General features: G+C 61.6%; 20 protein-coding genes and 2 rRNA genes. 8 read left to right on the forward strand and 14 right to left on the reverse strand.

Going from position 1 to position 26,179, the window contains the following annotated elements:
- The first annotated feature begins 6 nt into the window (after positions 1–6).
- The 5 genes from CFE47_RS18550 to CFE47_RS18570 are packed head-to-tail and all read left to right on the forward strand — an operon-like array spanning position 7 to position 6,223.
- On the forward strand, positions 7–1,224 hold the full coding sequence (locus CFE47_RS18550) for a glycosyltransferase family 4 protein (RefSeq protein ID WP_185710832.1): 1,218 nt from the start codon (positions 7–9) through the stop codon (positions 1,222–1,224).
- On the forward strand, positions 1,215–2,318 hold the full coding sequence (locus tag CFE47_RS18555) for a glycosyltransferase family 4 protein (protein ID WP_286839240.1): 1,104 nt from the start codon (positions 1,215–1,217) through the stop codon (positions 2,316–2,318). The genes CFE47_RS18550 and CFE47_RS18555 overlap by 10 nt, the downstream gene beginning before the upstream one ends.
- 2 nt (positions 2,319–2,320) lie before the next feature.
- On the forward strand, positions 2,321–3,748 hold the full coding sequence (locus CFE47_RS18560) for an O-antigen ligase family protein (protein WP_286839275.1): 1,428 nt from the start codon (positions 2,321–2,323) through the stop codon (positions 3,746–3,748).
- Positions 3,748–5,157 (forward strand): murein biosynthesis integral membrane protein MurJ, encoded by a 1,410-nt coding sequence (gene murJ, locus CFE47_RS18565; RefSeq protein WP_286839242.1) that lies wholly within the window; start codon positions 3,748–3,750, stop codon positions 5,155–5,157. The genes CFE47_RS18560 and murJ overlap by 1 nt, the downstream gene beginning before the upstream one ends.
- Before the next feature lie 43 nt (positions 5,158–5,200).
- Positions 5,201–6,223, forward strand: a complete 1,023-nt coding sequence (locus CFE47_RS18570; RefSeq protein WP_286839244.1) for an acyltransferase family protein — start codon at positions 5,201–5,203, stop codon at positions 6,221–6,223.
- Between the two features lie 71 nt (positions 6,224–6,294).
- Here the strand turns inward: CFE47_RS18570 and CFE47_RS18575 are convergent, their stop codons facing one another.
- From CFE47_RS18575 to CFE47_RS18590, 4 genes are all read right to left on the reverse strand, one after another.
- Positions 6,295–6,876, reverse strand: a complete 582-nt coding sequence (locus CFE47_RS18575) for a DUF4174 domain-containing protein (protein WP_286839246.1) — start codon at positions 6,874–6,876, stop codon at positions 6,295–6,297.
- Between the two features lie 165 nt (positions 6,877–7,041).
- Positions 7,042–7,674 (reverse strand): glutathione S-transferase N-terminal domain-containing protein, encoded by a 633-nt coding sequence (locus CFE47_RS18580; protein WP_286839247.1) that lies wholly within the window; start codon positions 7,672–7,674, stop codon positions 7,042–7,044.
- A 12-nt stretch (positions 7,675–7,686) separates the two neighbouring features.
- Positions 7,687–8,265: a GNAT family N-acetyltransferase gene (locus tag CFE47_RS18585; RefSeq protein ID WP_286839249.1), complete on the reverse strand. Its 579-nt coding sequence runs from the start codon at positions 8,263–8,265 to the stop codon at positions 7,687–7,689.
- A gap of 70 nt (positions 8,266–8,335) precedes the next feature.
- Entirely contained in the window at positions 8,336–10,693 is a 2,358-nt protein-coding gene (locus tag CFE47_RS18590; RefSeq protein WP_286839250.1) for a DNA polymerase II, read from the reverse strand.
- A gap of 206 nt (positions 10,694–10,899) precedes the next feature.
- Here CFE47_RS18590 and CFE47_RS18595 point away from each other — a divergent pair, with 206 nt between their 5' ends.
- Positions 10,900–13,134, forward strand: a complete 2,235-nt coding sequence (locus tag CFE47_RS18595) for a TonB-dependent receptor (protein ID WP_286839252.1) — start codon at positions 10,900–10,902, stop codon at positions 13,132–13,134.
- Between the two features lie 40 nt (positions 13,135–13,174).
- Here CFE47_RS18595 and CFE47_RS18600 read toward each other — a convergent pair whose 3' ends face one another.
- From CFE47_RS18600 to CFE47_RS18610, 3 genes are all read right to left on the reverse strand, one after another.
- Positions 13,175–15,577: a TonB-dependent siderophore receptor gene (locus tag CFE47_RS18600; RefSeq protein ID WP_286839254.1), complete on the reverse strand. Its 2,403-nt coding sequence runs from the start codon at positions 15,575–15,577 to the stop codon at positions 13,175–13,177.
- 100 nt (positions 15,578–15,677) lie between these two features.
- A complete protein-coding gene (locus CFE47_RS18605; protein WP_286839255.1) occupies positions 15,678–16,652 on the reverse strand; it encodes a FecR family protein in 975 nt (324 codons plus the stop codon).
- Entirely contained in the window at positions 16,649–17,161 is a 513-nt protein-coding gene (locus tag CFE47_RS18610; RefSeq protein WP_185710822.1) for a sigma-70 family RNA polymerase sigma factor, read from the reverse strand. Before CFE47_RS18610 ends, CFE47_RS18605 begins: the two co-directional genes overlap by 4 nt.
- 149 nt (positions 17,162–17,310) lie before the next feature.
- On the opposite strand from CFE47_RS18610, the gene CFE47_RS18615 reads away from it, so the two are divergent.
- Entirely contained in the window at positions 17,311–17,898 is a 588-nt protein-coding gene (locus tag CFE47_RS18615; RefSeq protein WP_286839258.1) for a hypothetical protein, read from the forward strand.
- Between the two features lie 40 nt (positions 17,899–17,938).
- Here CFE47_RS18615 and CFE47_RS18620 read toward each other — a convergent pair whose 3' ends face one another.
- From CFE47_RS18620 to CFE47_RS18635, 4 genes are all read right to left on the reverse strand, one after another.
- A complete protein-coding gene (locus tag CFE47_RS18620; RefSeq protein ID WP_286839260.1) occupies positions 17,939–18,397 on the reverse strand; it encodes an SRPBCC family protein in 459 nt (152 codons plus the stop codon).
- A gap of 78 nt (positions 18,398–18,475) precedes the next feature.
- A complete protein-coding gene (locus CFE47_RS18625) occupies positions 18,476–20,974 on the reverse strand; it encodes a TonB-dependent siderophore receptor (protein WP_286839262.1) in 2,499 nt (832 codons plus the stop codon).
- A gap of 99 nt (positions 20,975–21,073) precedes the next feature.
- The gene (locus CFE47_RS18630; RefSeq protein ID WP_286839263.1) at positions 21,074–22,024 is read right to left on the reverse strand and encodes a FecR domain-containing protein; all 951 of its coding nucleotides are present in this window, start codon (positions 22,022–22,024) and stop codon (positions 21,074–21,076) included.
- Between the two features lie 2 nt (positions 22,025–22,026).
- On the reverse strand, positions 22,027–22,557 hold the full coding sequence (locus CFE47_RS18635) for a sigma-70 family RNA polymerase sigma factor (protein WP_286839266.1): 531 nt from the start codon (positions 22,555–22,557) through the stop codon (positions 22,027–22,029).
- 134 nt (positions 22,558–22,691) lie between these two features.
- Between CFE47_RS18635 and CFE47_RS18640 the strand changes: the two genes are divergently transcribed.
- Positions 22,692–23,093 carry a GFA family protein gene (locus tag CFE47_RS18640; RefSeq protein ID WP_286839267.1) on the forward strand — a complete coding sequence of 134 codons (402 nt, stop codon included), beginning with the start codon at positions 22,692–22,694 and terminating at the stop codon, positions 23,091–23,093.
- 1 nt (position 23,094) lies between these two features.
- Here the strand turns inward: CFE47_RS18640 and mrdA are convergent, their stop codons facing one another.
- From mrdA to CFE47_RS18655, 3 genes are all read right to left on the reverse strand, one after another.
- A complete protein-coding gene (gene mrdA / locus CFE47_RS18645) occupies positions 23,095–24,987 on the reverse strand; it encodes a penicillin-binding protein 2 (RefSeq protein WP_286839269.1) in 1,893 nt (630 codons plus the stop codon).
- 622 nt (positions 24,988–25,609) lie between these two features.
- Positions 25,610–25,725, reverse strand: a 5S ribosomal RNA gene (rrf, locus tag CFE47_RS18650).
- Between the two features lie 157 nt (positions 25,726–25,882).
- A 23S ribosomal RNA gene (locus tag CFE47_RS18655) occupies positions 25,883–26,179 on the reverse strand; the annotation flags it as partial.

Consider the following 26,179-nt stretch of genomic DNA (forward strand, 5'->3'; position numbering starts at 1 on the left):
CCTGCCATGCGCATTTTATGGATCCTGCCCTACTCGCCCTGGCCCGCCACCAGCGGCGGCAAGACGCGCCAGTTCCACCTGCTGCGCAGCCTGGCCGCGCGCGGGCATCGCATCACCTTGCTGCTGCATGACAAACACCCGGTGTCGCCCACCGACCGCCAGGTGCTGGAGGCGTTTCTGGAGCAAGTGATCATCCTGCCGCGTCGCCCTTTGCGCAGCTATAAAACCCTGCTGGCCGGGTTGTTTGCGCCCTACCCATTGCTGGCGAGTGTGAATGGGCTGTCGGGAGCGTTGCAGGACACGTTCAACCAGTTGCTGGACGAGCATTGGGACGTGGTGCAGATCGAGCACAGCTACACCTTCCAACCCTACGAGGACGTGCTGGCGCGCCAATCCCAGCCATTCGTGCTGACCGAACACAACGTCGAATCGGCACTCGGCGCCGCGACCTACGACCGTTTGCCAGGCTGGGCGCTGCCGTTCATTCGCTACGATCAGTGGCGCTACTCGCGCTGGGAACGCCGGGTAATGCGCCAAGCCGCACACGTGGTGGCAGTGACCGACAGCGATGCGCAAGTGCTGGCAACCATTGCCGGCAAACCGGTATCGGTGGTGGTCAATGGCGTGGACTGCGATCACTTCGCTGCGGCCCAGCCCGACCCTTCGACACGCCGTGTGCTGTTCCTCGGCAACTACGAATACGCACCCAATGTGGACGCCATCGAGTGGGCACTGGACGAGATTCTGCCCAAGGTCTGGGCGCGCTGCCCGGACGCGCGCATGAGCGTATGCGGCTTCGGCATGCCGGGCAGTTGGCGTGAGCGCTGGAAAGACCCGCGTATCGAGTGGCAAGGTTTTGTGCCGAACCTGCTAGATCTGCAATCGAGCAGCTCGGTGTTCCTCGCACCGTTGCGCCATGGCGGTGGTTCCAAGTTGAAAGTGCTCGAAGCCCTGGCCGCCGGCCTGCCGCTGGCGAGTACCGAGCAAGGTGTCTCAGGTTTGGATTTGGTGGAAGGCTTGGACTACTTGGGCGGCCAGACTGCCGCCAGCCTGGCGGACTCAGTGGTACGCCTGCTGCAATTTCCCGAGGCTGCCGCGCCGATGGGCGAAGCCGGCCGTGCCTATGTGCGCCGCGCCCATGACTGGAGCGTCGCCGCCAGCCAATTGGAACAGGTGTATGCGACCCTGGCACCGTTGAATCAAAAGGAGCCCGCATGCGTATAGGCCTGGACTACCGCACCGTCGGCACCTCACCGCAATCGGGGATCAGCCGCCAGGTGTACGCGCTGGAAGCGGGCTTGCGGGCCTTACCCAACGTCGAGCTTGAACGCTTCACCGTGGCGCCCCTGGGCGACGAAACCCGCTTTCAGGCCCATTGCCCGGCGTGGGGTTGCGCCAAGACCGCGATGCACCAGCCACACCATCGCCTGCGCTTCGAGGCCGGTTTTTTGCCACGCGCGTTGCGCGAGCAGCACATCGACCTGTACATCAGCACCTTCAATATGGGCCTGCCGCTGGCGCCCAAGCCAAAGGGTTTGCGCACCGTGGTGCTGCTGCATGACCTGTTCCAGATCACCTTGAACAATTACCACGCCAACCGCGTGAAGGCGCTGATCTACAAGACCAGTGATCGCCTGTCGATTGCCTGGGCCGTGCACAGCGCCGACCGCGTATGGACGCCGTCGCAGTACAGCGCCGACGAAACCGCGCGGTTGTTTCCCAAGGCAGCAGGCAAGATTCGTGTGCTGCCCAACCAGGTCGACGGTTTTTTCGAGCGGCCCGCGGATATCAGCGCACGCCAGTTACCTGAGCGTTATTGGTTACTGGTGGGCACCCGCGAGTTGCGCAAGAACGTGCCCTTCCTGGTGGACGCCTGGCAGCAAGCGCGCAGCCAATCCCCCGAAATACCGGAGTTGGTGCTGGTGGGTAGCCTGGAGCATTTGCCCGAAGCCCAGCGCACGTTGCCTGGGATTCGCGCGTTGAGTGGCGTGTCGGATGCCGAACTGCACGCGTTGTATCGCCAGGCGTCGCGCCTGTGGCAACCATCCTATGCCGAAGGTTTTGGCTTGCCGGTGATCGAAGCCCTTAGCGTCGGTACACCGGTGGCGGTGGCCAGCGGTACCTCACTGGACGAAATCACTCCGCCGTCAGCGCCACGCTTCTCGCCCACCGATGGCGCCGCGCTGGTGCAGTTGATGCTCAGCCTGGCCGCACGCCCGGATGCAGAATCACCCGAGCAACACAGGTTGTGGGCAGAGCGCTTCAACCAGCACGCCTACCGCCAACGCCTGGCCGAATTGATTGAGGAGCTGACGTGAGAGTGAACCTGGCAAGCCTCGTCGCGATTCTGTTCGGCCTGCTGTTTGGGGCGCTGGCCCTGTTGCTGTCACCGGCCAAGGCGTTCCTTGCCGTGATCGGCCTGGCAGGGGCGGTGACTATTCTGCGCTTTCCGTTCTGGGGCCTGTTGCTGTTTGCGGTAATGGCGACGTTCATGCCGTACTCAACGGTCAACCTGGGTATTCGTACCACGGTGAGCGAGGCGATCCTGGCCCTGACCTGGGGCGCCGTGGTGTGGCATCGGTTTTTGTCGCGTATGCCCGATGGGACGCCGTTCGCCCGGCGCCCCACCGACCAGATGCTGTTGTGGTTGATGCTGTTCAGCGTGTTCCCCTTCATCGTCGGCCAGGTGATCACACACGCCGACAGCAGCGGCGTGGCCAACTGGCTGCGCTGGTTGCTGAACCTGTCGGGGGTGTTCCTCGCCGCCCAGTTGTTGGTGGACCGCAAGCACCGCGAATCCCTGGTGATTGCCCTGCTGCTCGGCACCCTGGCAATGCTGGTGCTGTCGATTGCAGTGTTTGTGTACACCCGCTCCGGCGCGGGCATCGCGCCGATCCTGGGGTTGTTCAACTACGCCAACTTCGAGACCTTGAAATTCGGCCTGGAGGCGATGTCCCCGCGTATGGGCTCACCCTGGACCCACCCCAATGCCATCGGAGGGATCATGGCGCTGCTGTTGCCCTTGGCGTTCTGCTACGGCATGACCGAACAAGGCTGGAAACGCGCGCTGGGTTTGGGCGTGGCGTGCCTGGGGGCGGCGGCATTGCTGTTGGCCAGTAGCCGTGGCGCCATGGTCAGCCTGGCGTTGGTGTTGTTGTGGATGGCCTCGCGGCGCGTGCCCTACACCGGCCGCCTGCTGATGATCGGCGCGGCGCTGACAGTGGCGCTGGTGATGGCGTACCCACCGTTGCAGGAGCGTCTGGCGACGATTTTCTCGTCGGACAACGCCAGTACCGAGGTGCGCTTCGACGAGTACCGCATGTTCCCCCAAGCGGTGGCGGCGTATCCGCTGGGCATTGGCTTCAAGGTCGACCCACCGGTGCCGGGCACCCATCTGTTGGGGATTTCCAACCTGTGGCTGAACTACATCTACAAGATCGGCATCGTCGGCATGCTGTTCTTCGTCGCGGTGACGGTGCGCTGGTGGCGTGAGGCGCGTCCGGAGAAAGGCCCGATCCGCCTGACCCAGGACAACGCGCTGTGGCTGGGTACCACAGCGGGGATTCTGTCGGCGCTGGTCAGTGGCCTGTTCGACCACTACTTCAGCTTTGCGGTGGTGATGGTGGCGTTGTTCTGGTTGATGGTGGGGATCAATGTGCTGGAGGCGCGGCGCTTGTTCCCGGCGCGGCTGCGCCAGGTCAAGCGCGTGGATGTGGCCGAGCCGCTGCCTGATGGCGTGCGCCACTGATGCTCGGCTCCGCCGTCTGGCTGACCCTGGCGACCCTGCTGGGCCTGTGCCTGGGCTTTGCGCGCGAATGGCTGCTGGTGGCGGCCTGGGGCGCAGGGGAGCGCAGTGATGCGTTCCTGATCGCGCTGTTCTTGCCCGAGGCGCTACGCATGTCTCTCGCTGGCGGCGTGCTGAGCGCTGCCGCATTACCGTTGTACCTGGCGCGCAAGGATGGCGAGCGGTTGGACTGGCTGGCGGTGTTGTTTCCCGCGCTGATGGTGATCGCCTTGGTCACCAGCCTGTTGCTGACGCTATTAGCGCCCTGGCTGGTGCAGTTGCTAGGCCCGGGGTTGGCCGCTTCCGCCACAGCGCTGGCGGCGAGCAACCTGCAGATCGTCGCGTGGTGCGTGCCGGGCTTGATGCTGCATGCGTTGTTCAGCATTCCGTTGCAGGCCAGTGAACGCTTTGTGCTGGCGGGGCTGGGTTCGCTGCTGTTCAACCTGCCGCCGGTGACCTACCTCGCCTTGGCCGGCACTGCGACCCAACCTCACGCGCTGGCCCTGGCCTGTCTGGCCGGCAGCCTGTTGATGCCGCTCGCGATGTTGCCGGCCGTATGGCGCCAGGGCTGGCGGCCGTGGCGTTGGCAGCTTTCATTTGTCCCCTTGCGTGAACTGGGCCAGCGCATCGGCCCGTTGTTGTTGAGCAACGGCGCCAGCCAAGGGTTGGCGTTGATCGAACGGTTGGTGGCGTCGCTGCTGGGCGAAGGCGCGGTGACCTGGGTCAACCTGGCGCGCAAGCTGATGAACCTGCCGCTGATTGCCCTGATGAGCCTCAACCAAGTTCTGCTGGGCATGATGAGCCGCCGACAGGGCGACGAGCGCCTGGCGCTGCTCAAACGTGGTCTGGAAACCGCCAGCGTGCTGACCCTGCCCGCCGGGGTCGGCCTGGTGGCGGCGGCGCCAAGCCTGGTGGCGTTGCTGCTGCCCAAGCAATCGGCGGACTCGCCGCTGCCGCTGCTGCTGGCCTGGTTTGCCGTGCCGCTGGTGTTCGGCGCCTGGAACGCCCTGCTCGCGCGCTATGCCTACGCCGCCGGCGACACGCGCCAGCCGTTGCGCTGCGAACTTTTGGGTAGCCTGGTCAACGTGTTGCTGCTGGGCGCCCTGCCCTTTGTGTTCGGCCTCGCCGGCATCCCCTTGGCCGCGCTGGCCGGGGTGATCTGCACCGCACTGCTGCTGATGCAACGCCAGGCCCTGCTCGACACCCTGCCCTGGGCGCGGCAATGGCTGCTCAGCGCCGTGCTGATGGGCTTGGCGGCAGTGGCGCTGTTTCGCATTGAAGGCGTGTGGCTGCAACTGGGGCTGAGCACCCTGGCCGGCGCCGTGGTGTTGCTGGGGATGGGGCTGTGGCTCAAGCCATGGCGCAAGGCATGAACGTTCGATCGGGAGCACGCAGGTGAAAAATCGCTGGATTCAAATGGACATCGCAAAAGGCATCGGCATCCTGGTGATCGTGTATGCCCACAGCTGGTTCGTGGCCACGTCACGGGAGCTGATGTACCCGATCCTGGCCTCGTTCGTGTTGCCGTTGTTCTTCTTTCTGTCCGGCGTGCTGTTCAAGCCGGAGCAACCCTTCGGCGAGATGGCGATTCGCAAGGCCGACGGCCTGCTCAAGCCATTCTTCTTCACCATGCTGGTCTACGTGATCGTGCGCGACGTGCTGCGCGGCCAACCGCTGCTGCCGGACATCGGCGGCGTGCTGTACGCCTCGGTGGACACCATTCCGTGGCAGGCGCTGTGGTTCCTGCCGCATTTTTGGGTGGTGATCCTGTTCAGTTGGGCGGTACTGCGGCTGATCCAACGCCTGCCGCTGGCGGTAAATTGCGCGCTGATGGCGCTGATGCTGATGATCGGCACCTGGATACTGCCGCTGTTCTGGCAGTTGCCCGTGACCTTCGGCGGGCAGACTTGGGTGCTGCCGGGCCTGCCGTTCAGCATCGATATCACCCTGATCAGCAGCGCCTGTTTCATCATGGGCTACCTGCTGCGGGACTGGTTGCGCCGGCATGAAGGTTCGCTGCTGACCTTGCTGGTTGCAGCGGCGCTGTTTGCAGCCGTGTTCCTCTGGCGAGGCGACACCATGGACCTGGCGCAACGACGCTACGATCACTGGGTGTGGACCAGCCTGCTGGCAGTGATTGGCGTGTACCTGTGCTGGGCGTTGGCACGGGTGGTCATGGTGTCGGGGCTGCTGACGCGAGCAATGACCTACGTGGGCCAGTCCACCTTGATCCTGTTGATCTTCCATGGCGAAATCCAGCACAAGACCTTTGATCTGATGGAGCGCGTGGGGCTGCATCCGTTTGTGGCGGCGTGCGTTGGGCTGGTCGTGGCGGTGGTGGTGCCGTTGTTGATCGGGGAAGTGATCAAGCGGGTGGCGTTCTTGCGGTTTTTCTACTTTCCGTTTCCGGTGCGCAAACAATCTGAAGCACGCCGCTGAACCCAATGTGGGAGCGGGCTCCCACATTTGGATGTGTGCCAGGCTCGCCACAGCAAGCCCGTTTATGTATTTCAGTCGTCGAGTTGCTGCGCAGGCTGCTTACCGGCCTTGACCGGTTTGGCAGGCTTGCCGCCCTTGGCCGGGGCGGCCGCTGCAGGTTCAGGCTCGGCAGGCGCGGCGGTTTCTTTCTCGGCCATTGGCATGGCGTCAATGGCGCTGAAGAACTCCTTCAAGTCGAGGGTATCCGGCGGTACGGTCTTCTCGACTTTCTTCTCGCCATCCTTACCCACCAGGATCACCTTGGTGCCGCTGCCAGCGCCAAGCTTGAGGGCGCGGATCAGTGCGTTGGTTTCTGGCGGGGTGAGCTTCTTGGCGTCTTTGGGGTCCTTGGCGAACTTCTCGCCTTCGGCACCGATGCTGCCGAACGACACGGTATAGAACACCATGTTGCGCTCTTCGAAGGACTGCTTGGTGGCAGGGTCTTCCAGTTGCTTCTTCAGGGTGGCCAACGTGGGGTTGCCGGAGTCGAGTTCCACCACTACCAGCGGACGGGCTTTGCCCAGGTCCTGCTTGAGTGGGTTGATATCATCCGCGGCCAGCAACGGCCCCGTAAAAGCCATCAAGGTTGCCAGGGTCAGCGACCGGATGAGCATGCGCACCTCCTTTGAATTCCATGCAGGGTTCTTGAGTTTCATGTCTGCGACAGTCAAATTCAAGGATGATTCCTACAGCGGTTTAAGAAAGCGTAGGTCAGGACGCCCGCTACGCAAGGGGTTGGTCGGGGTCTGGAGTCATTGTTTCCACTGATTGCAGAAACATCATGAGACCTTCCAGTCCGGCCAATGCCGTGCAAACACGGGGGCTACGACGGGATCGATATCCACCTGCACCAGCGTTTGTGCAAAACCCGGTGCCAGCCCGCTCAACGCCTCGCGCGCCTCATCCCAACGCGACACCGCCGCCGCCATCAGGCCCAGAGCATTCGGCGCGCCATCGGGTGCAAACAGCTGCTCGGCGAACTGGTCGGCAAACACCACCCAGGCCTGGTGCAGATAGCGTCGGGTGCCGGTGACCAATTGCGCCTGCGCCGTCTCATTGACGTTGCCCAGCCAACGTTGCGGGTAGTCGATGATGCCGATGGCCGAGTAGCAATTGGCCGCGATGTACACCATGCCGCGAATGATCTGTGCGCGGTTGCCGGCCAGCAGGTCCGAGGCGGGAAATTCCAGGCCGAGGTGGATGAGGATCGCCGCGCTTTCGGTCAGCACCTGGCCATCGGGGGTCAGCAGGGTGGGCACTTGTTTGAGGGGGTTGATGCGCGCCAATTCATCGCTGCCCTCGCCCTCGGCCCATGAGGCGGCATCTACCCGTCGCCACGGCACCGCGCAACGCTGCAGGGCGATTTCGATCATGCAGGAGCCAGATTCGTCGATGCCGTAGAGCGTGTACATGGGCCCTTCCTCCTAGCGTTGCAGTTTGGCCTGTAGGCCGGCCTTCACCTGCGGCCATTCCGAATCGATGATGCTAAAGCGCACCGAGTTGCGCTTGCGACCGTCGGGCATGATGCGCTCGTGACGCACGATGCCTTCTTGCACGGCGCCGAGACGCAGGATCGCGGCGCGGGATTTTTCATTGAGTTCGTCAGTGGTGAATTGCACGCGCACGCAGTCGAGCACTTCGAAAGCGTAGGTCAGCAACAGCAGCTTGGCTTCGGTGTTTATCGCGCTTTTTTGCGTGGATTGCGCCAGCCAGGTGTGGCCGATCTCCAACTTGCGATTAACCCGGTCGACTTTCCAGAACCGCGTGCTGCCAACCACCTGGCCGGTGTCGCGGCGCACGAGCGTGAACGGGATGACCGTGCCCGCATCCCGCCCGGCCAAGGCGGTGTCGATGTAGCTATCGACAGTATCCGGGCCCGGTACGTTGGTGACCTTGAGGTTCCACAGTTCGCCATCGGCCGCGGCGTCGAGCAAGGCGGCCCTGTGTTCACGTTGCAGGGGTAGCAGTTGAACCGTGGTGCCGGTCAGGGTGATCTCAGTCATGGGGGGCTGCGCCGTGGGGTGGTCGTCAGGCACAGAGAGTGCAGGCTCCTACCCAGACGAATCAAGCGTTTTAAAACAGCCCCATCTGGCCGTCCACCAGGGTGCTGAAATCGTCATCCACGAACGGCAGGATCGCGTCCGCCACCGGTTGCAATTGGCGGGTGACGTAGTGGTCGTAGTCGATGGGTGCTTGGCGCACTTCCAGCGGTTCCGGGCCATTGACGCTGATCACGTAGCTGATCCAGCCACCGCGCTGATACTGGCGCGGGCGGCCCAGGCGGTCGTTGTAGTCGTCGGCCAGGCGTGCGGCGCGCACGTGGGGCGGTACGTTGCGCTCGTAGTCGTCCAAACGGCGGCGCAGGCGCTTGCGGTAGATCAGCAATTCGTCAAACTCGCCACTCACCGTGCGGCGCACGTAGTCGCGGATATAGTCCTGGTGCGGTTGGCGATGGAAGATGCGCTGGTACAGCTCCTGCTGGAATCGGCGGGCCAGGGGCGACCAGTCGCTGCGCACGGTTTCCAGGCCTTTGTAGACCATGTCTTCTGTGCCATCGCTGCGCGTCACCAAGCCGGCGTAGCGTTTTTTGCTGCCCTCCTCTGCGCCGCGAATGGTCGGCATCAGGAAGCGGCTGAAGTGGGTTTCGTATTGCAGTTCCAGCGCACTTTGCAGGCCGAATTCGGAGTGCAGATGCTCGCGCCACCAGTCGTTGACGTGCTGCACCAACGCCTGGCCGATACGGCTGGCGTCCTCTTGCGAATGGGCGCTGCCAAGCCAGACGAAGGTGGAATCGGTGTCGCCGTAGATCACCTCATAGCCCTTGGCCTCAACCAGCGCGCGGGTCTGGCGCATGATCTGGTGGCCACGCATCGTGATCGATGACGCCAGCCGCGTATCGAAGAAGCGGCAACCGCTGGAGCCGAGCACACCGTAGAAGGCGTTCATGATGATTTTAAGGGCTTGGGAGAGCGGCGCGTTGTGCTCGCGCTTGGCCTCTTCGCGGCCTTCGGAAACCCGCGCGACAATCGACGGCAAGCAATGCCGGGTGCGGGAAAAACGCGCGCCACGAAAGCCTTCCACCGACTCGCTGTCATCGGGGTGCTTGAGGCCTTCGATCAGGCCCACCGGGTCGATGAGGAAGCTGCGAATGATCGACGGGTAGAGGCTTTTGTAATCCAGCACCAGCACCGACTCGTAGAGGCCGGGGCGCGAGTCCATGACAAAACCGCCGGGGCTGGCCTGGGGCGGTTTGTCTCCCAGGTTCGGCGCGACGAAGCCCTGGCGGTGCATCAGCGGCATATACAAATGGGTAAATGCCGCAACGGAACCGCCGTTGCGATCCGCCGGCAGCCCGGTGACGCTGGCCCGTTCCAGCAGGAACTTGAGCAGTTCGGTCTTGGCGAAAATTCGCGTGACCAGCTCGCAGTCCTTGAGGTTGTAGCGCGCCAGGGCGGGCTTGTCCTCGGCGAACATGCGGTTGATTTCGTCCATGCGCTGGTACGGTGTGGAGATGTCCTTGCCTTCGCCCAGCAGGGTTTGCGCGACGTTTTCCAGGCTGAAGGATTCGAAGCTCCAGGTGGCCGAACGCAGGGCTTCGATGCCGTCGATGATCAGACGCCCTGCCGCGGCGGCGAAGTAGTGATTACGGCTGCCGTGTTCGCGCCAGGTCATGGCTTCGCCGCCACGACCCAGCATCAGTGGCACGTTGAGGCGCTGGGCATGTTCGTGGAGTACACGCAGGTCAAACTGCACGACGTTCCAGCCGATGATCGCGTCGGGATCAAAGGTGGCAACCCACTGGTTGAGACGTTCGAGCAGTTGGGTGCGGGTGTCGCAGTACTCGAGCTTGAAGTCGACGGCGCAGGTTTTGTTCGGTGGGCCGAGCATGTACACCTGGCGTTCGCCGCAGCCTTCGAGGGCGATGGAATACAGGTCGCCCTGGGCAGTGGTCTCGATGTCGAGGGACATCAGTTTCAGCGGCGGGCGGTATTCGGGCGCGGGTTTCATCTGCGCCTCCACCAGCGTGCCGTCGGCGTCCGGGGTGCCGCCGAACCACACGGGGGCGGTGATAAAGCGCTCCATCATGTAGCGCTCCGGCGGGCGCACATCGCCTTCGTAGACATCCACACCGGCGGCGCGCAGGCGTTTTTCCACGTCCATCAACTGGCGGTGCTGACGGGTATAGAGGCCCAGGACGGGGCGGTGATGAAAATCGCAGAGCTGCAACGGGCGCAGTTCGATATCGCGCTCGCCCTTAAGCAACCAGTCCAATGGCTTGCGGTGGGCCTCGGGAATAAACACCACGGAGGTCTGCATGGGGAGGCGGATAAACCGGGGGCCGTGGTCGGTCGCCAGCCAGAAGCTGACCTCCGTGCCCGACGGGGTGTCGCGCCAATGCCGGGTCAGGACAAAACCCTGCTGTAAATCCACCGTACCGCACCTCAGGAATCGCTTTCAGGGCGTGATTCTACTCGGCATCCGCGCAAAAGCGGCACGCAGACTGCAATCTCATAATTTTGTTGCAAAACATTAATCAGAATCACTATCATTTGCGCCGGAGTCGTATCCGCGCAGCGAGGACGCGCAACGTTTGTTGCCCTATTCCTCACTTTGACGGTTCGCCGTCAGGATCGACCATGCCCACCCGTATTCCATTCGCTGTGCCGTTTCGCCCGACCCTGCTCGCCCTTTGCTGCTCCCTGAGCCTCGCCGCTCAGGCCGCAACCCCAGTCACCCCGCAGGATGCGAACAACAGTCAGGACGGCAATACACTGGAATTGGGTGCCACCAACATCAACGCCGATGCCCCCGCGCCGAGCGCCCTGCCCCCTGCGTATGCCGGCGGCCAGGTGGCACGCGGTGGCCAACTGGGTGTGCTGGGCAACCAGGACATCATGGACGTGCCCTTCAGCATGTCCTCCTACACCGAGAAGTTGATCCGCGATCAACAGGCCGAAACGGTCGGTGATGTGTTGCTCAACGACTCTTCCGTGCGCCAGGCTTCGGGCTATGCCAACCAGTCGCAAGCCTTCGTGATTCGCGGGCTGCCGCTGAATGGCGACGATATTTCGCTGAATGGTTTGTACGGCATCCTGCCGCGCCAACTGATGTCCACCGACGCCCTGGAACGCGTTGAGGTGTTCAAGGGCCCCAACGCCTTTATCAACGGCGTGACCCCAGGCGGTTCAGGCATCGGCGGCGGCGTGAACCTGCAGCCCAAGCGTGCCGATGACGTGCCGCTGCGCCGTTTCAGCACCGATATCAGCAACGATGGCCGGATTGGCGAGCACCTGGATATCGGCCAGCGCTTTGGCGAAGACAACCGCTTTGGCGCGCGGGTGAATATTTCTCAGCGCGAAGGCGACACCGGCGTGGACGACGAGAGCCAGCGCTCCAAGCTGTTTTCGGTGGGCCTGGATTATCGCGGCGATGCGCTGCGGGTGTCGGGTGACTTTGTGTATCAGAAGCAGCAGGTCAACGGTGGGCGTAATTCGGTATTTCTGGGGCCCGGTTTGACCAGCATCCCCAAAGCCCCTTCGGCCGACACCAACTACGCCCCAAAATGGGCCACCACCAGCCTCGAAGACACCTTCGGCATGCTGCGGGGCGAGTACGACCTCAATGACAACTGGACTGCGTATGTTGCAGGCGGCGCCAAGCACACCAACGAGATTGGCCGGTACTCGTCGACCACTGTGAATGACAACGCAGGCAACGCCACCGTGACCGGCTCGCGTATCGCCCACCAGGAAGACAACACCAGCCTGATGGCCGGCCTCAACGGCAAGTTCCAGACCGGCGCGGTCAGCCACAAGCTGAACTTCGGCTTGACCGGCATCTGGACCCAGGCGCGCAACGCCTATGACTTCGACTTCACCGGGCACGCGAGCAACATCTACAATCCGGTGGATGTCGCTGAACCGGTCAAAGGCAGTTCCACCGGCGGCGACATGAATGACCCGGGCATCACCGCCAAGACCTTCGCCCGCAGCGCAGCAGTGTCGGACACCTTCGGCTTCATGGACGACCGCTTGCTGTTCACCGCCGGCCTGCGTCGCCAGGAACTGGTGGTGCAGGGTTACGCCTATGGCACCGGGGAACGTAACGCCAACTACGACAAGTCGATCACCACGCCGGTATACGGCCTGGTGTTCAAGCCGTGGGACCACGTGTCGTTCTACGCCAACCGCATCGAGGGCCTGGCTTCGGGGCCGACGGCGCCAGAGACGGCAGCCAATGGCAGCCAATTGACCAACCACGGCCAGACCTACGCCCCTGCCCGCTCGAAACAGACCGAGGCAGGCATCAAGGTTGATATGGGCAGCTACGGCGCAACGCTTGGGGTGTATCGCATTGAGCAACCGACCCAGGGTTATTCCCAGTTGAATGCGGACAACAGCACGACCTATGTATTCCAGGGTAACCAGGTCAACAAGGGTGTAGAGCTCAACGTCTTCGGTGAACCGTTGCCAGGCCTGCGCCTGCTGGGCGGCGCGACGGTTATTCATACTGAAGTCAGCGGCACCGCCGGCGGCGCCAACGACGGCAACCGCGCCATTGGCGTGCCGACATTCCAGCTTAACGCCGGGGTGGATTGGGATGTGCCAGGCCTGCAAGGCGTCAGCGTCAACGGACGCATGCTGCGCACCGGTGGCCAGTACGCGGACGCGGCCAACAACCTGAGCCTGCCGACCTGGAACCGCTTCGACGTGGGTGCACGCTACACCTTCAAAGTGGAACAACGTGACGTCACCCTGGGCGCTACCGTGGAGAACGTCGCCAACACCAAGTACTGGGAATCGGCACTGGGTGGCTATTTGACCCAGGGCGATCCACGTGTGGCCAAGCTGTCGGCGACGGTGGACTTCTGATCAACGGCGGGTGGCGGCGATGGCTGCCACCCGCTGCGGGTTACCAGTCGTAGGACACTTGCAAGGACGCCGTGCGTTCCTGCCCGTAGTAGCAACCGAAAGCGTAGTTGCACGCCGACACGTACTCGCGATCAAACAGGTTCTGCACGTTCAGGCTGGCTTCGGCGCCCTTGAGCGAGGGGCTGACACGGCCCAGGTCGTAGCTGACCGTGGCGTCATACACCACGAACGATGGCGTCTTGAAGGTGTTGGCCGAGTTGCCGTACTTCTTGCCGGTGTAGCGCGCACCACCGCCAACCGTCAGGCCGGCCAGGGCGTCACTGGCAAAGTGGTAGTCGACCCAGCTGCTTGCGGTCCAGGGAGCCTGTGATTCATTGCGGTTACCCTCATCGCCATAAGTGCTCTTGGTATAGAACGAGTCCATATAGGCCACCGCGCCGATCACCTCGAACTGACCGATCCGCGTCTTGCCCTCGAACTCGACGCCGCGCGAGCGCACCTCGCCTTCCTGCAATTGATATTCCGGGTATTCGATGTCGCCGGTCAGCACGTTCTTTTGCTTGATCTGATACACCGACAAGGTCAGCAACGAACGGTCATTGGGCTGGTATTTCACCCCGGCCTCGTATTGCTCGCCTTCCACCGGTTTGAATGCCGAAGCGCCACGCTGTGGGGCCTGGCTGCCAATGCTCGGGAAGAACGATTCGGCGTAGCTGACGTAGGGGGCCAGGCCAAAATCGGTGAGGTACGTCAGGCCAATGCGCCGGGTGAGCTTCTTGTCTTTCTGGCTGACCGTGCTGTTGGCCAACAGGTCGCGGTTTTCCACTTCGGCCCAGTCTTCACGCAGGCCGACGGTGAGGATGAAGCGGTCCAGCTTGATCTGGTCCTGGGCGTACAAGCCGGTCTGCTTGATGGTGTTGTCCCACTTGGTGGTCAGGGTGGGCTGGCCGAGGGTGTGGTAGTTGGTGGGGTTGTACAGGTCGATTATCTCCGAGCCATACAGGTTGTAGCCCTGGTACTTGCGGGTGAACTGGCGGTAATCGACGCCGGTCAGCAACGTGTGGTCCAGGGCGCCGGTGGCGAACTTGAACTGCAGGTTGTTATCGATGGTGTACGCCGAGTTGTGCTGGTTCCAGTCGAGTTTGGTGCGGGTGGCGCGGGTGTCGTCGGTGCTGCCGTCGGCGCGGGTGACGAAACTGTTCAGGTAGAAGCCTTTGTAGCGATCATTGACGTCGGTGTAGCGCGCGGTCTGGCGGTATTCGAGGTTGTCGTTGAGCGCATGCGAAAAGTCATAGCCCAGCACGTATTGATCACGGATGTAGTTATTCCAGTCCGAGTCGCCGAGGAAGATATCGCGGTCGATGTGCTTGCCCTGAGAGTTGCGGTACAGCGTGCCAATGGCGGGCAGCGCCTGGTAGTCGGCCAGGGACTTGTCGCGTTGCAGTTGGGCGTAGACGGTCAACGCGGTGTCATCATTCGGTGCCCAGGTCAGGCTGGGGGCAAGCAACCTGCGGCTGTCGGTGGCGTGGTCGACCATTTCGTTGCCGTTGCGCGCCAGGGCGATCAGGCGATAGCTGAGGGCTTTGGCCTCATCGATAGGGCCGCTGAAGTCCAGTGCGCCGTTAACCCGGTCATAGCTGCCAATGCCGAATTTGACTTGGTGCCGGGCTTCGGTGGTCGGGCGCTTGGAGACCATATTGATCATGCCGCCCGGCTGGTTTTGCCCATACAGCACAGAGGCCGGGCCTTTGAGCACTTCGATGCGCTCCAGGGTGTAGGGGTCGATCTGCGGCGCGCCGCCGAGGCTGCCGGCGTATGGCAGGTAGGCGCCATCGAGGTACAAGAGGGTTGGGGCAAAACCGCGGCTGGCGACTTCATCAGCGATGGTATTGCGGTCGGTATAGCCGTTGGTGTCGACACCGGGCGTGTAACGCAACGCTTGGGTGAGGTTGCGCGCGCCTTGGACGGCGATCTGGTCGGCAGTGACCACGTTAACCGTCTGCGCAATTTCCAGGATCGGAGTGTCGGTCTTGGTGGCCGTGCCGCTGCGTGTGGCGACATAACCGTCCACCGGGCCCCAGGCGTTTTCGCTGAGTTGCCCGGTGATGTTGGTGGGGCTCAGGTTCAGTGTGCTGCCTTCGGGCAGCGGGTACAGGCTCCAGGTGCCGTTCTCGGTGACGATCAACCCCAACCCACTGCCCACCAGCGCCTGTTGCACGGCCTGCTCGGGTGTCAGTTGGCCGTGTACGGCAGCCGCGCGGCGCCCTTGCAGCAAGGCCGGCGTAACCGACAACGTGCGCCCGCTTTCGCGGGACAGGCGGCTCAAGGTCTCGCCGAGGGAAGCCGCCGGCAGGTCGAAGTATTGGGTGGTGTCCCGGGCCGCTGCGGGTTGGCCGATAACGGCCAAGGTCATGGCCAGCGTCAGCAGGCAAGGACGGATCATCAAGGGTGCCATAAGGGGTGGATACTCGTTGTCAGGTGGGCGTTCTCTAACCCTGACTCGCGAGACGAGCGATCCCCTCACCGTGGTTGAAGATAATTGCCTAGCGCACGTCGATCAGCGTCAACAGAGGCCCGTAGTGCTGAATACGCAGCGGGAATGTTTGTGCCAGCGATTGCAGGGTGCGCTCGGCATCGTCGAGCGGGTACACGCCATAAACGTGCAACGCCGCCGCCTGCGGGCTGACGCGCAGCACACCACGGCGATACGGGCGCAGTGCGTCTATCAGCAGGCCAAGGGGTTCGTCGCGGATGTCGATGCGACCGTCGCGCCAGTCCACCCGTCCGCTCATCGAGAGTGGCACCGGGCGCACCGCGCTTTCGCTGAACCACGCCGCCTGCCCCGCCTCCACACGCCGTTGGCTGCCGCCCAACGTGGTGACTTGCACGCTGTGCAACTGCACCGAAGTGAGGCTGCCGGCCGATTCCTGGCTGACCATAAACTGCGTGCCCAGTGCCTGCACCTCGCCTTGGGCAGTGGAGATCACAAAGGGCCGGCGCGTGTCGGTCGCTACGTCGACAAACACCTGGCCTTCACGCAGGTGCACGACACGGCGTTGGTCGTTGAAGCGGATATCCACCGAGCTACGGGCGTTGAGGCTCACGCGAGTGCCATCGGACAGTTCGAAGGTCTGACGCTCGCCGGTAGCGGTATGCCGGTCGGCCCACACGCCGCCAAGTGGCTGGACGCGGTCAAACACGGCGGCACCGCTGACGCCGAAGAGCATCAAGGCTATTCCACCGCGCAGCACGTTGCGGCGCGATGCAGAATCGGGCGTCATCAACGCGTTGGAGGCTGCGCGCAGCTGGCCAGGGCTATGGGCTTCGACGCGGTGCAGGTCGGCAATCGGTTGTTGCAACAGGCTGCCCACGCGCTGCCAGGCCGCGGCGTGCTGGGGGCTGGCGCGCAACCAGGCATCGAAGGCTTGATGCAGGGTTGAGTCTTCGCCGGCGGCTTCCAGGCGCAGCAGCCAATCGACGGCGTCGCGGGTGGTGGCGTCAACCTTGGGTTGCGTCATGCCAGGTCCGCCGATTCGGCCAGGCAATGCAGGAACGCCCGGCGCAGGTCACGCTCGACGGTGGCGAGGGAGACGTTCAATTGCTGGGCGATCATCGGTTGGGACAGTCCTTCGAGGCGACTGAGAATAAAGATCTGGCGCACACGTGCGGGCAAGCCATCGAGCAGGCGGTCGATGCTTTCCAGGGCTTCGCGGACCAGCGCCAGGTCTTCTTCCGATGGGCTGTAGCGCTCCGGCAGCAACGCCAGGCTGTCGAGATAACGTTGCTCCAGGCGCTTGCGTCGCCAGAAGCTGAACAGCAAGCGCCGCGCCACCGTACTGAGAAACGCCCGGGGCTCTTCAAGCTGGGTGAGCTGGCGCGCATCGAGCACGCGGATGAAGGTGTCCTGGGTCAGGTCTGCCGCATCTTGGGGGCACTTCAACTGACGGTACAGCCACGCTCGCAGCCAGCGATGGTTGTCGTCATAGAGCGCGGCCAGCAAGGCCTTGGGATCAGTAGGTGTGGACACGCAGAGGCCAGACGTTAATGATAATTCATCTCATTATCTACGTGAGCCATGGCGCTTTGCAATCGCTAAAACACCTGCGTCGTTTGTGCAGTTGTGGTTCTGCGACCCTCCACTAGACTCAGGGCTCCTCTTACATAGAAGTCCTTTTAATGAAGCTATCCCGCTCCCTGCGCCAGGCCGTTGCCCTGGCTACCTTGCTGTCTGCCGGCACCCTCGTCGCCCACGCAGCGGATATCCCCTTGTCCAAATCCCTGGAAGCCGATGAAGTCACCACCAAAGTGCTGGCGGTGGATGCGGCTAAGCAACAAGTGGTTCTCGCGGGCGCCGAAGGGCGTGAGGTGCATGTGCAACTCACCGATGCCGCGAAAGACCTGGGCAACCTCAAGGTCGGGGACCAGGTCAAGGTGCTGACCACCCATTCGGTCGCGGCCGTGCTGGACACCGACGTGGACAAGAGCGCCCCGGACGCCAGTGAAAAAACCGGCGTGGTGCGCGCCACTGCCGACAACCCCAACCCCGGCGGCGCGGCTTTCCGCCAGGTTCAGGTGCAGCTGAAGATCACCCATATTGACCTGAAGAAAAACCAGGTCACTCTGGAGAACCCTGCCGGAGCAACAAAAGTGTTGAACGTTGAGAAACCGGAAATTCGTGCCGGCCTCAAAGACCTCAAGGTCGGCCAGAGTGTGCTGGTAACCTTTACCGACACCCTGGAAATCACCACGGCGCATGAAGGCTGAGCACAATGAAGACGGGCATCAGCGATGATGCCCGTATCGGTCAGCCCCTGCTCAGGTAGGTTTCGATGTTGCCCATTTGCTCGTCCCAGCCACGGGAATTCATCTTGAAGGCTTTCTGCCGCCGCGCTTCGGGCACTGCGTCAAAGCCGGACTCGACCACCCGCAGCAGAATGCCGGGGGCACGGTCCTCGATGGTGAACTCGACCAGGGTGGGGGTTTCCTGGTCGTAGTCGACACCCTTCTCCACCGCAAACGGATGCCACCAGAACGAGAACAGTGTTTGCGGCAGGATGCGTTCGATCCTGGCCTTCCAGATCACATGTTCGTAACCCGGATAAGTGATCGGTGCTTCGAGGGTTTCCCCTGCCGTGAAGGTTTTGCCCTGAAGGGCGACGCCGAACCAGTTGCCGAATTGCTCGGCGTCGGTCAGTGCTTCCCAGACTTGTTTACGTGAAGCGTTGAGCAGGACTTTTCGTTCTATGCGATCCAATACGTGCATAAGTCACCTCCTCCATTGACAGTAGGCGACATCGAACAATGCGCAACCTTTGGGTTACGCATTGGCGTTGCTACGGCATCAGAACTTCCACTTGGCATTGACCATCGCGTTGCGTGGCTCGCCGTAGGAGCCCGAGTTGAACGTGCCCATGCCGTCGTAGTATTTCTTGTCGAACAGGTTGTTGACGTTCAGCCCGACGGACAGGTGCTCATCCACCTGGTAGTTGGCCAACAGGCCCACCACCGCGAAGGGATCCTGTACGGCCTTGTAGTACGGCCCGGTGTAGTTGATCTGCGAGGTGGCGTACATCTCGCTTTGCCAGGTGACATTGCCACCCACGGTCAAGCGGTTCAGGGCGCCTGGCAGTCGGTACGTGGTGCCGAGCTTGAACAGGTTGATCGGCTGGTTGACCTGTACGCGCTCACCGTCCTTGGCGTGGGATTCGCGGTAGGTGTAGCCGCCGAACACGTTCCAACCGGCAGCCACCTCACCGGAGATTTCGGTTTCGACACCGCGCGTGGTGGTGCCGGCGATGGCTTTGTACACCGTCTTGCCAGTGGCATCGTTGCCCGAGTCGGCAGCAGTGTTCTTCTGTTCGATGTCAAACAGCGCGATGCTCGCGTTCAGCGCACCGTCGAAGAATTCACCCTTGAGGCCGATCTCGTAGTTATCCCCTTCCAACGGTGCGAGCGAACCACCGCTGGCGGTTTTATAGAACGTCTGCGGCAGGAAGATGTTTGTGTAGCTGGCGTAGACCGAGTAAGTGTCGTTCAGGTCATAGATAATGCCCGCGTAGGGCGTGACCACGCCGCTTTTCTTGGTTTTGTCGGTGGTTTGCGAGTAAGGGGCGTAATCCGTCACCTCATCAAGCTGCTTCCACCAACTGACGCGGGTACCGAGAATCAGCGTCAGCGGGTCCATCGGTTTCAAACGCAGTGCGCCGTACACGCCAGTCTGTTGCAGGGTGGTCACCGCGCCGCCAACCTCATTGTAGGAACGGCGCCCAAATTGCCGGCCATCCCAACTGAAGATGTTGTCCACGTCACCATAATCACCGTCTTGATCGGCAGAGGTGCTGCTGTAGTTTGGAAAGTTCAGGTGGGTATGCGACGTGCTCGCGCCCACCACCAGTTCGTGCTCACGCCCACCCAACTGGAACGGCCCGCTGGCATACACGTCGAGCATGTCCTGGGTCTGGTAGCTGTCTAAACGATAGATGAATGCGCCTGCGCCCTGGCCAGTGATCGGGTCCGGGTAGCCGCCACTGGCGGACGCCCCCTGCCCTTTGCGGTAGGAATACTGATGGCTGTAGGCGGTCTTCAAACTCCAGTCGTTGTCCAGTTTATGGTCCAACATCGTGGTGAAGGTATAGGTGGTGTTGTCCATGTAACTGGAGCGTGTAGCCGGGTTGAATGAGCGGGGGAAATTAGTCTGGCGGCCATTGCTGTAGAACAACGGAATATGCCCGTAGCTGGTGCCATTGGCATCGTTGTTCTGGTAATCCAGGCTGGTGCGCAGGGTGGTGGTGTCATTCAAGTCGATATCGAGCGCGCCGTACATCACGCGTTTTTCTTGCTTGTACCACTCCACGAAGGAGTTCTGCTTCTGATACGCCGCGACGAAGCGTCCGCGCACGTTGCCGGTCTCGGTCAATGGGCCGGACACGTCGACTTCGGAGCGATAGCGGTCCCAGGCGCCGGCCTCTCCCGAAATATGGGCCTGGAAGTCTTTGGTCGGGCGCTTGCGCACCAGGTTGATAACGGCGGACGGCGTGCCTGCACCGCTCATCAAGCCGGTGGCACCCCGCACGACTTCGACACGGTCGTAGATCGCCATGTCGGAAAGCGGCCCGATGTACTGCTGGGATTCGTTGGCGATCTGGGACGGAATGCCGTCGTATTGGAAGTTCTGGATCTCGAAACCACGGGAATAAAAGGAATAACGCTCGCTGTCACGGTGGTTGCTGCTGATGCCTGGGGTGAACGTCAATACCTCACTGAGGGTGGACAGGTGCTGGTCATCCATCAATTGACGGGTGATCACACTCACCGACTGCGGCGTTTCGCGCAGTGACAGCGGCAGTTTGGTCGCAGTACTGGCCGCGCCAGTGGTGTAGGAACCACTGTTTTCGGTGGTCAAACCCAGCCCTTCGGCATTGATGCTGGTAGCCCCAAGGGTTAAGGCACCGCTGCTGGCTTGGAGCCCCAGGCGGTAGCTGCCGTCGCTGTTGGCAGCTACGGCCAAATTGCTGCCGGCCAGCAGCCGGGCAAAACCTTGTTCAACGCTGTAAGTGCCCTGCAGGCCAGCACTTTGCTTGCCGGCAGTCAGGCCGGAATCGAAGGACAACACCACGCCGGCATCGCTGGCAAAGCGACTCAATACCGAACCCAGTGGGCCGGGAGCAATGGCGAACGCCTGTTGCTGGCTGGCTGCCATAGCACTGGAGCCCGTGGCGAACATGGGGGCCAGCAGCCCGGTTTGCAACATCAGCGATACGCCAAACAACGCGACCTGCAAGGGCTTTTTGCGAAACAAGCGAAGTGGTTGATTGGCGACTGAGGTTTGCCCTGCGCGCATGTTGACTCCTGGTGGTTCGAAACGAATGAAGGGGGTTTGCAGGAGGAGTCGAACGAGGTGTAGCAAATCGACAATGGCGGTTGAGAATTATTTTCAGTTTCAGGCGCGAGGACCCAATGTCGTCCAATAGCGGGTGTGGGCAGTGAGACGTATCGGCAGCGCGTGGGTCAGGGCGTTGAGCGTCAGGTCGATATCGTCCAGGGAATAGGCACCCGAAACCGGCAGGTGGCCGATTTCAGTGGCGCACCCCAAGTATCCCGGGCGATAGCGGGCCAATTCCGCCACTAAACGATCCAGTCGCCAATTGTCGACAACCAACCGCCCCTGTGCCCATGCGCCTTCACCGGGTTCGTTAGCCCCAAAGGAGAGCATGCGCTGGGCGTCGAACGTGACCGTCTGCCCGGCAGTCACCACCGTCTCCGCGGGCTCACGGCCCAGGCGCACCGCCACAGCGTGTTGCAGTACGCTCATGGCGGTGAAGTCTTCGAACTGGCGCACGTCAAAACGGGTGCCCAACGCGCGCATTTCCCCATGGGCACTGCGCACCAGAAAGGGCCGAGGGTCGGGGGCGGTGTCCACCAGGATTTCTCCGGCCCGCAAGATCACCAGCCGTTGCTCGGCGTTGTAGCGGATATCCACGGCGCTGGCGGTGTTGAGGGACAGCCGGGTGCCATCGTCCAGCTGCAGGCTGTGACGCTCACCCGTGGTGGTGCGTTGGTCAGCCATCCACTGCGGAGCCTGTCGATATCCAGACCAACCGATGGCACTCACTCCGGCACCGATCACCACGCCCTTGAGCAACGCACGGCGCCCAAACCGGCGGGATTGGTCGGCGGCAGCGTCCATCACATTGACGGTCAATGCACCGGGCAAGCATTGGAGCTGATGCCGAAGGTGTTCCACGCGCTGCCACGCCCACTGGTTCAGCGGGGTTTCATCTCGCCAGACGAGCCAAGCCGCGTGCAGTGCCGGGTCACCGGGCTCGGCGGCCAAACGCGCGACCCAGTGGGCTGCGGCGCTGAGGGCCTGGTGTTGTGAGTCGTGAGCCACCGTCAAAGCTCCAGCGAGAAGATCAGGCAGTGCTCGGTAGCCTTGGCGATATATTTGGTCACCGAACTCACCGATACCTGTAGCTGTTCGGCAATGTCCTTGTAGGGCATACCCTGCAGCTGTGAGAGCAAGAAAGCGCGTTTGGCCTTTTGCCCAAGGCCATCGAGCATCGCGTCGAGACGCTGCAGGGTTTCGATGATCAACAACCGCTCTTCCGGCGAAATGGCATAGGCCTGCGGCTGTTCGGCCAAGGCCTGGAGGTAAGCCTGCTCAAGGGCTTTGCGACGAAAGCTGTCGATCATCACGCGCTTGGCAATCGTCACCAGAAAGTGCCGGGGCTCTTTTAACTCGGCGACCTGAGGCTGAGTGCGCTCAGCCAACAACAAACGGATAAAGGTATCTTGGGCCAAGTCTGCAGCCTGATGGGAGCAACCCAACCGCCCACGCAGCCAGCTGACCAACCAGCGGTGGTGGTCACCGTAGAGTTGGCCAACAGGTTCGTGGGGGGAACGGGGTACACCAGACAGAGGCATAATAATATTGCGCGTGAATGAGAACGCTTCGCAATTTAGAGTAATGCGGGGATAAGGGCAATGATTTGTATCACTCTGATGCACAGCGTGGCGGCGGAAGGTAGATTGTCCCCCTCCCCCCGAGGTGACGCACCATGACTCAACAGCTCCATGGAAGTTGTTTTTGCAAGGCTGTGCGGTACGAGCTGGATAGCCTGGATATGCCCATCAGCCACTGCCATTGCCAAAGCTGCCGCAAGGTTCACGCTGCGGCGTTCGTCTCGACGGCGGGCGTGATGCGTGAGCACTTTCGCTGGACTCAAGGCGAGGCGCTGTTATCGTCGTATGAATCGTCGCCGGGCAAATTCAGGCATTTCTGCTCGCGCTGTGGCTCTCATCTGATGGCCGAACGTGGGCATCAACCTCATGTGATCGTGCGAGTGGCGACGCTGGATGATGATCCAGGCGTCAGACCCACTTCGCACATCTGGACCGCCCACGATGTGCCCTGGCTTGCCTACGCAGACGTAGAGCAATGGGACGAGTGGAAAGTGTGACTTAAACCTTCGGATCCCCGGGTGCTTTGGCTGGCGTCGCATATTGCGGCTTAAGGTGGCCTTCCTGGTCAAGCAACCAGGCGTCCATGATCTGCCGCACCACAGGGCCCGCGACACGGCCACCCGCCTCGCCGTTTTCGATCATCACCGAGATCACGATTTTCGGGTGCTCGGCGGGTGCGAAGCCGACGAACAAAGCGTTGTCGCGATGGCGCTCCAGAGTCTTGTTACGGTCGTAACGCTCGCCCTGCTTGATCGCCACCACCTGCGCGGTACCACTCTTGCCGGCGATGCGGTATTGCGCGCCCTGCGCGGCGGCGCGGGCGATGCCGCGTGGATCGTGCATCACCAGTTGCATGCCATGGTTGACCTGCTCCCAGTCACGCGGGTCTTTGAGGACGACGTTGGGCATCGGGTTTTCGTCCACCGGTGGCACGCCATTGATGGTCTTGGCCAAGTGCGGTCGGTTCCACACGCCTTTGTTGGCGATCAGCGCAGTGGCCTGGGCCAGTTGCAGCGGCGTGACTTGCATGTAGCCCTGGCCGATACCGAGGATCACGGTTTCGCCCGGGAACCAGGGCTGACGGCGGGTAGCGCGCTTCCAAGCCTGGGACGGCATCAAGCCTGCGGACTCTTCGAACATATCCAGCGAGACTTTCTGGCCAAGGCCGAACTCGGCCAGGTAGTCGTGCAGGCGGTCGATGCCCAGCTTGTGGGCCAGGTCATAGAAGTAGGTGTCGTTGGACCGCATGATGGCCGCATCCATGTCTACCCAGCCGTCACCGCTGTGGTTCCAGTTGCGGTACTTGTGGTCAAAGTCGGGCAACTGGTAGTAACCGGGGTCGAACACACGGGTTTGGGCGGTGACGACGCCGCTGTCGAGGCCAGCGATCGCCACTTCCGGCTTGATGGTCGAACCTGGTGCGTAGAGCCCTCGCAGAACACGGTTGAACAGTGGCCGGTCGATAGAATCGTGCAGTGCGGCATATTCCTTGAAGCTGATGCCGGTAACGAACAGGTTCGGGTCGAAGCTCGGCTTACTGACCATGGCCAACACTTCACCGGTCTGCGGATCGAGGGCCACCACCGAGCCACGGCGGTCGCCCAGGGCTTCTTCCGCCGCTTCCTGCAGATGAACGTCGAGGCTGAGCACGATGTTTTTGCCGGGGATCGGGTCGGTGTGCTTAAGCACGCGCAATACACGGCCCTGGGCGTTGGTCTCGACCTCTTCATAGCCGACATGGCCGTGCAACTCGGACTCGTAGAAACGTTCGATACCCGTCTTGCCGATGGACTGCGTGCCACGGTATTCGACCGAGTCGAGAGCCTTGGACTCTTTCTCGTTGATTCGTCCTACGTAGCCGATGGAATGGGCAAAGTGCGCACCTAACGGGTAATGCCGGACGAATTGCGGCTCAACGTCGACGCCAGGCAAGCGGAACTCGTTAACCGCCAGTACCGCGATTTGTTCTTCGGTCAATTCGTAAAACAGTGTCACCGGGACAAAGGGATGACGTGCCTGCTTCAGAGCCTTGTCGAAGACAGCGCGGTCTTCAGCGGGCAAATGCAGCAGATTGACGATGGCGTCCAGTTCGCCCTTGAGATCGGTGGTGCGCTCGCGGGTAATGGTCAAGTTGTAGCTAGGACGGTTGTCAGCCAGCACCACGCCGTTGCGGTCGTAGATCAGGCCACGTGTCGGCGTGATCGGCAGTACGTGGACGCGGTTGTTTTCGGAAATCGTGGAGTGGTAATCAAACTGTACGACTTGCAAGAAGTACATACGCCCTACCAGGGCGCATGTGATGCCAATTACCAACAGGGCGCAGGCGAGCAGGCGCTTGTTGACCAGGCGGTTTTCTTTTTCGTGGTCCTTGATCGGTATCGGTTCTGGCATTTCTACAGCATCTCGTTGAAGAAGGTCGACGCCGCGTCCTGCGGATAAAAGATCATTCCCTGTGAAAATGTGCTGCACCATACCAAAAATGCAGAAACACTTTGCATCGATTTCCCCAACGGCATGCTGTTTGGTCAGGAGAGGACCGGTTTCGGCTCCAGGAAGGCTTCCAGGCCAAAGGTCCCGTGTTCGCGGTCGACGGCTTGCTGATAGGCCCATCTGGCGCAATCTGCTCACGACCATTCATCGCATGTTTACGGGCCTCCAGCACCCGCTGGAGAGCTCCTGAGACTGAAGGCGCGGAGGCGGGCTGCGAGGCGCTATATGCTCTATACGCCAAGCGATAGCGGCTCACTGCGCTAGAAAAGCTCTCCTAACCCTATGTCGGCAGGCCTGGAGCAACAAGACTCCTCCTCTGCGCCTAATAGCCAAACCATTCAGCTCGATCTGACTCGGCGCGTTAGGGATGCCGCGGTGTCGGGTGTTGGCGCGGCTTCGCCACCCAGCGCGGGGCAAGCCCCGCTCACTACATGGAATGAGCTGCGGTGTTGCGGGGTCTGCTTTTCGATCGCCCAAAACAAAACCCCTGATTGCGTTAGCAATCAGGGGTTCTGGAATTTAATCTTGACGATGACCTACTCTCACATGGGGAAACCCCACACTACCATCGGCGATGCATCGTTTCACTGCTGAGTTCGGGATGGGATCAGGTGGTTCCAATGCTCTATGGTCGTCAAGAAATTCGGGTACTGAGTCGTGACCTGTTGGTCTCGCTTCAGCAAATTGGGTATGTGACAGCTTTCGGTGTTTTGTGAACGTCGAACTTTCGGTTCATTTCGTCTTCACACACCGCAATCTGGTGCCTTTTCAGGTCAGCAAATTGCTTGGGTGTTATATGGTCAAGCCTCACGGGCAATTAGTATTGGTTAGCTCAACGCCTCACAGCGCTTACACACCCAACCTATCAACGTCGTAGTCTTCGACGGCCCTTCAGGGAACTCAAGGTTCCAGTGAGATCTCATCTTGAGGCTAGTTTCCCGCTTAGATGCTTTCAGCGGTTATCTATTCCGAACATAGCTACCCGGCAATGCCACTGGCGTGACAACCGGAACACCAGAGGTTCGTCCACTCCGGTCCTCTCGTACTAGGAGCAGCCCCTCTCAAATCTCAAACGTCCACGGCAGATAGGGAC

The sequence above is a fragment of the Pseudomonas sp. PGPPP1 genome (assembly GCF_002255865.1).
Classification (GTDB): domain Bacteria; phylum Pseudomonadota; class Gammaproteobacteria; order Pseudomonadales; family Pseudomonadaceae; genus Aquipseudomonas; species Aquipseudomonas cremoris.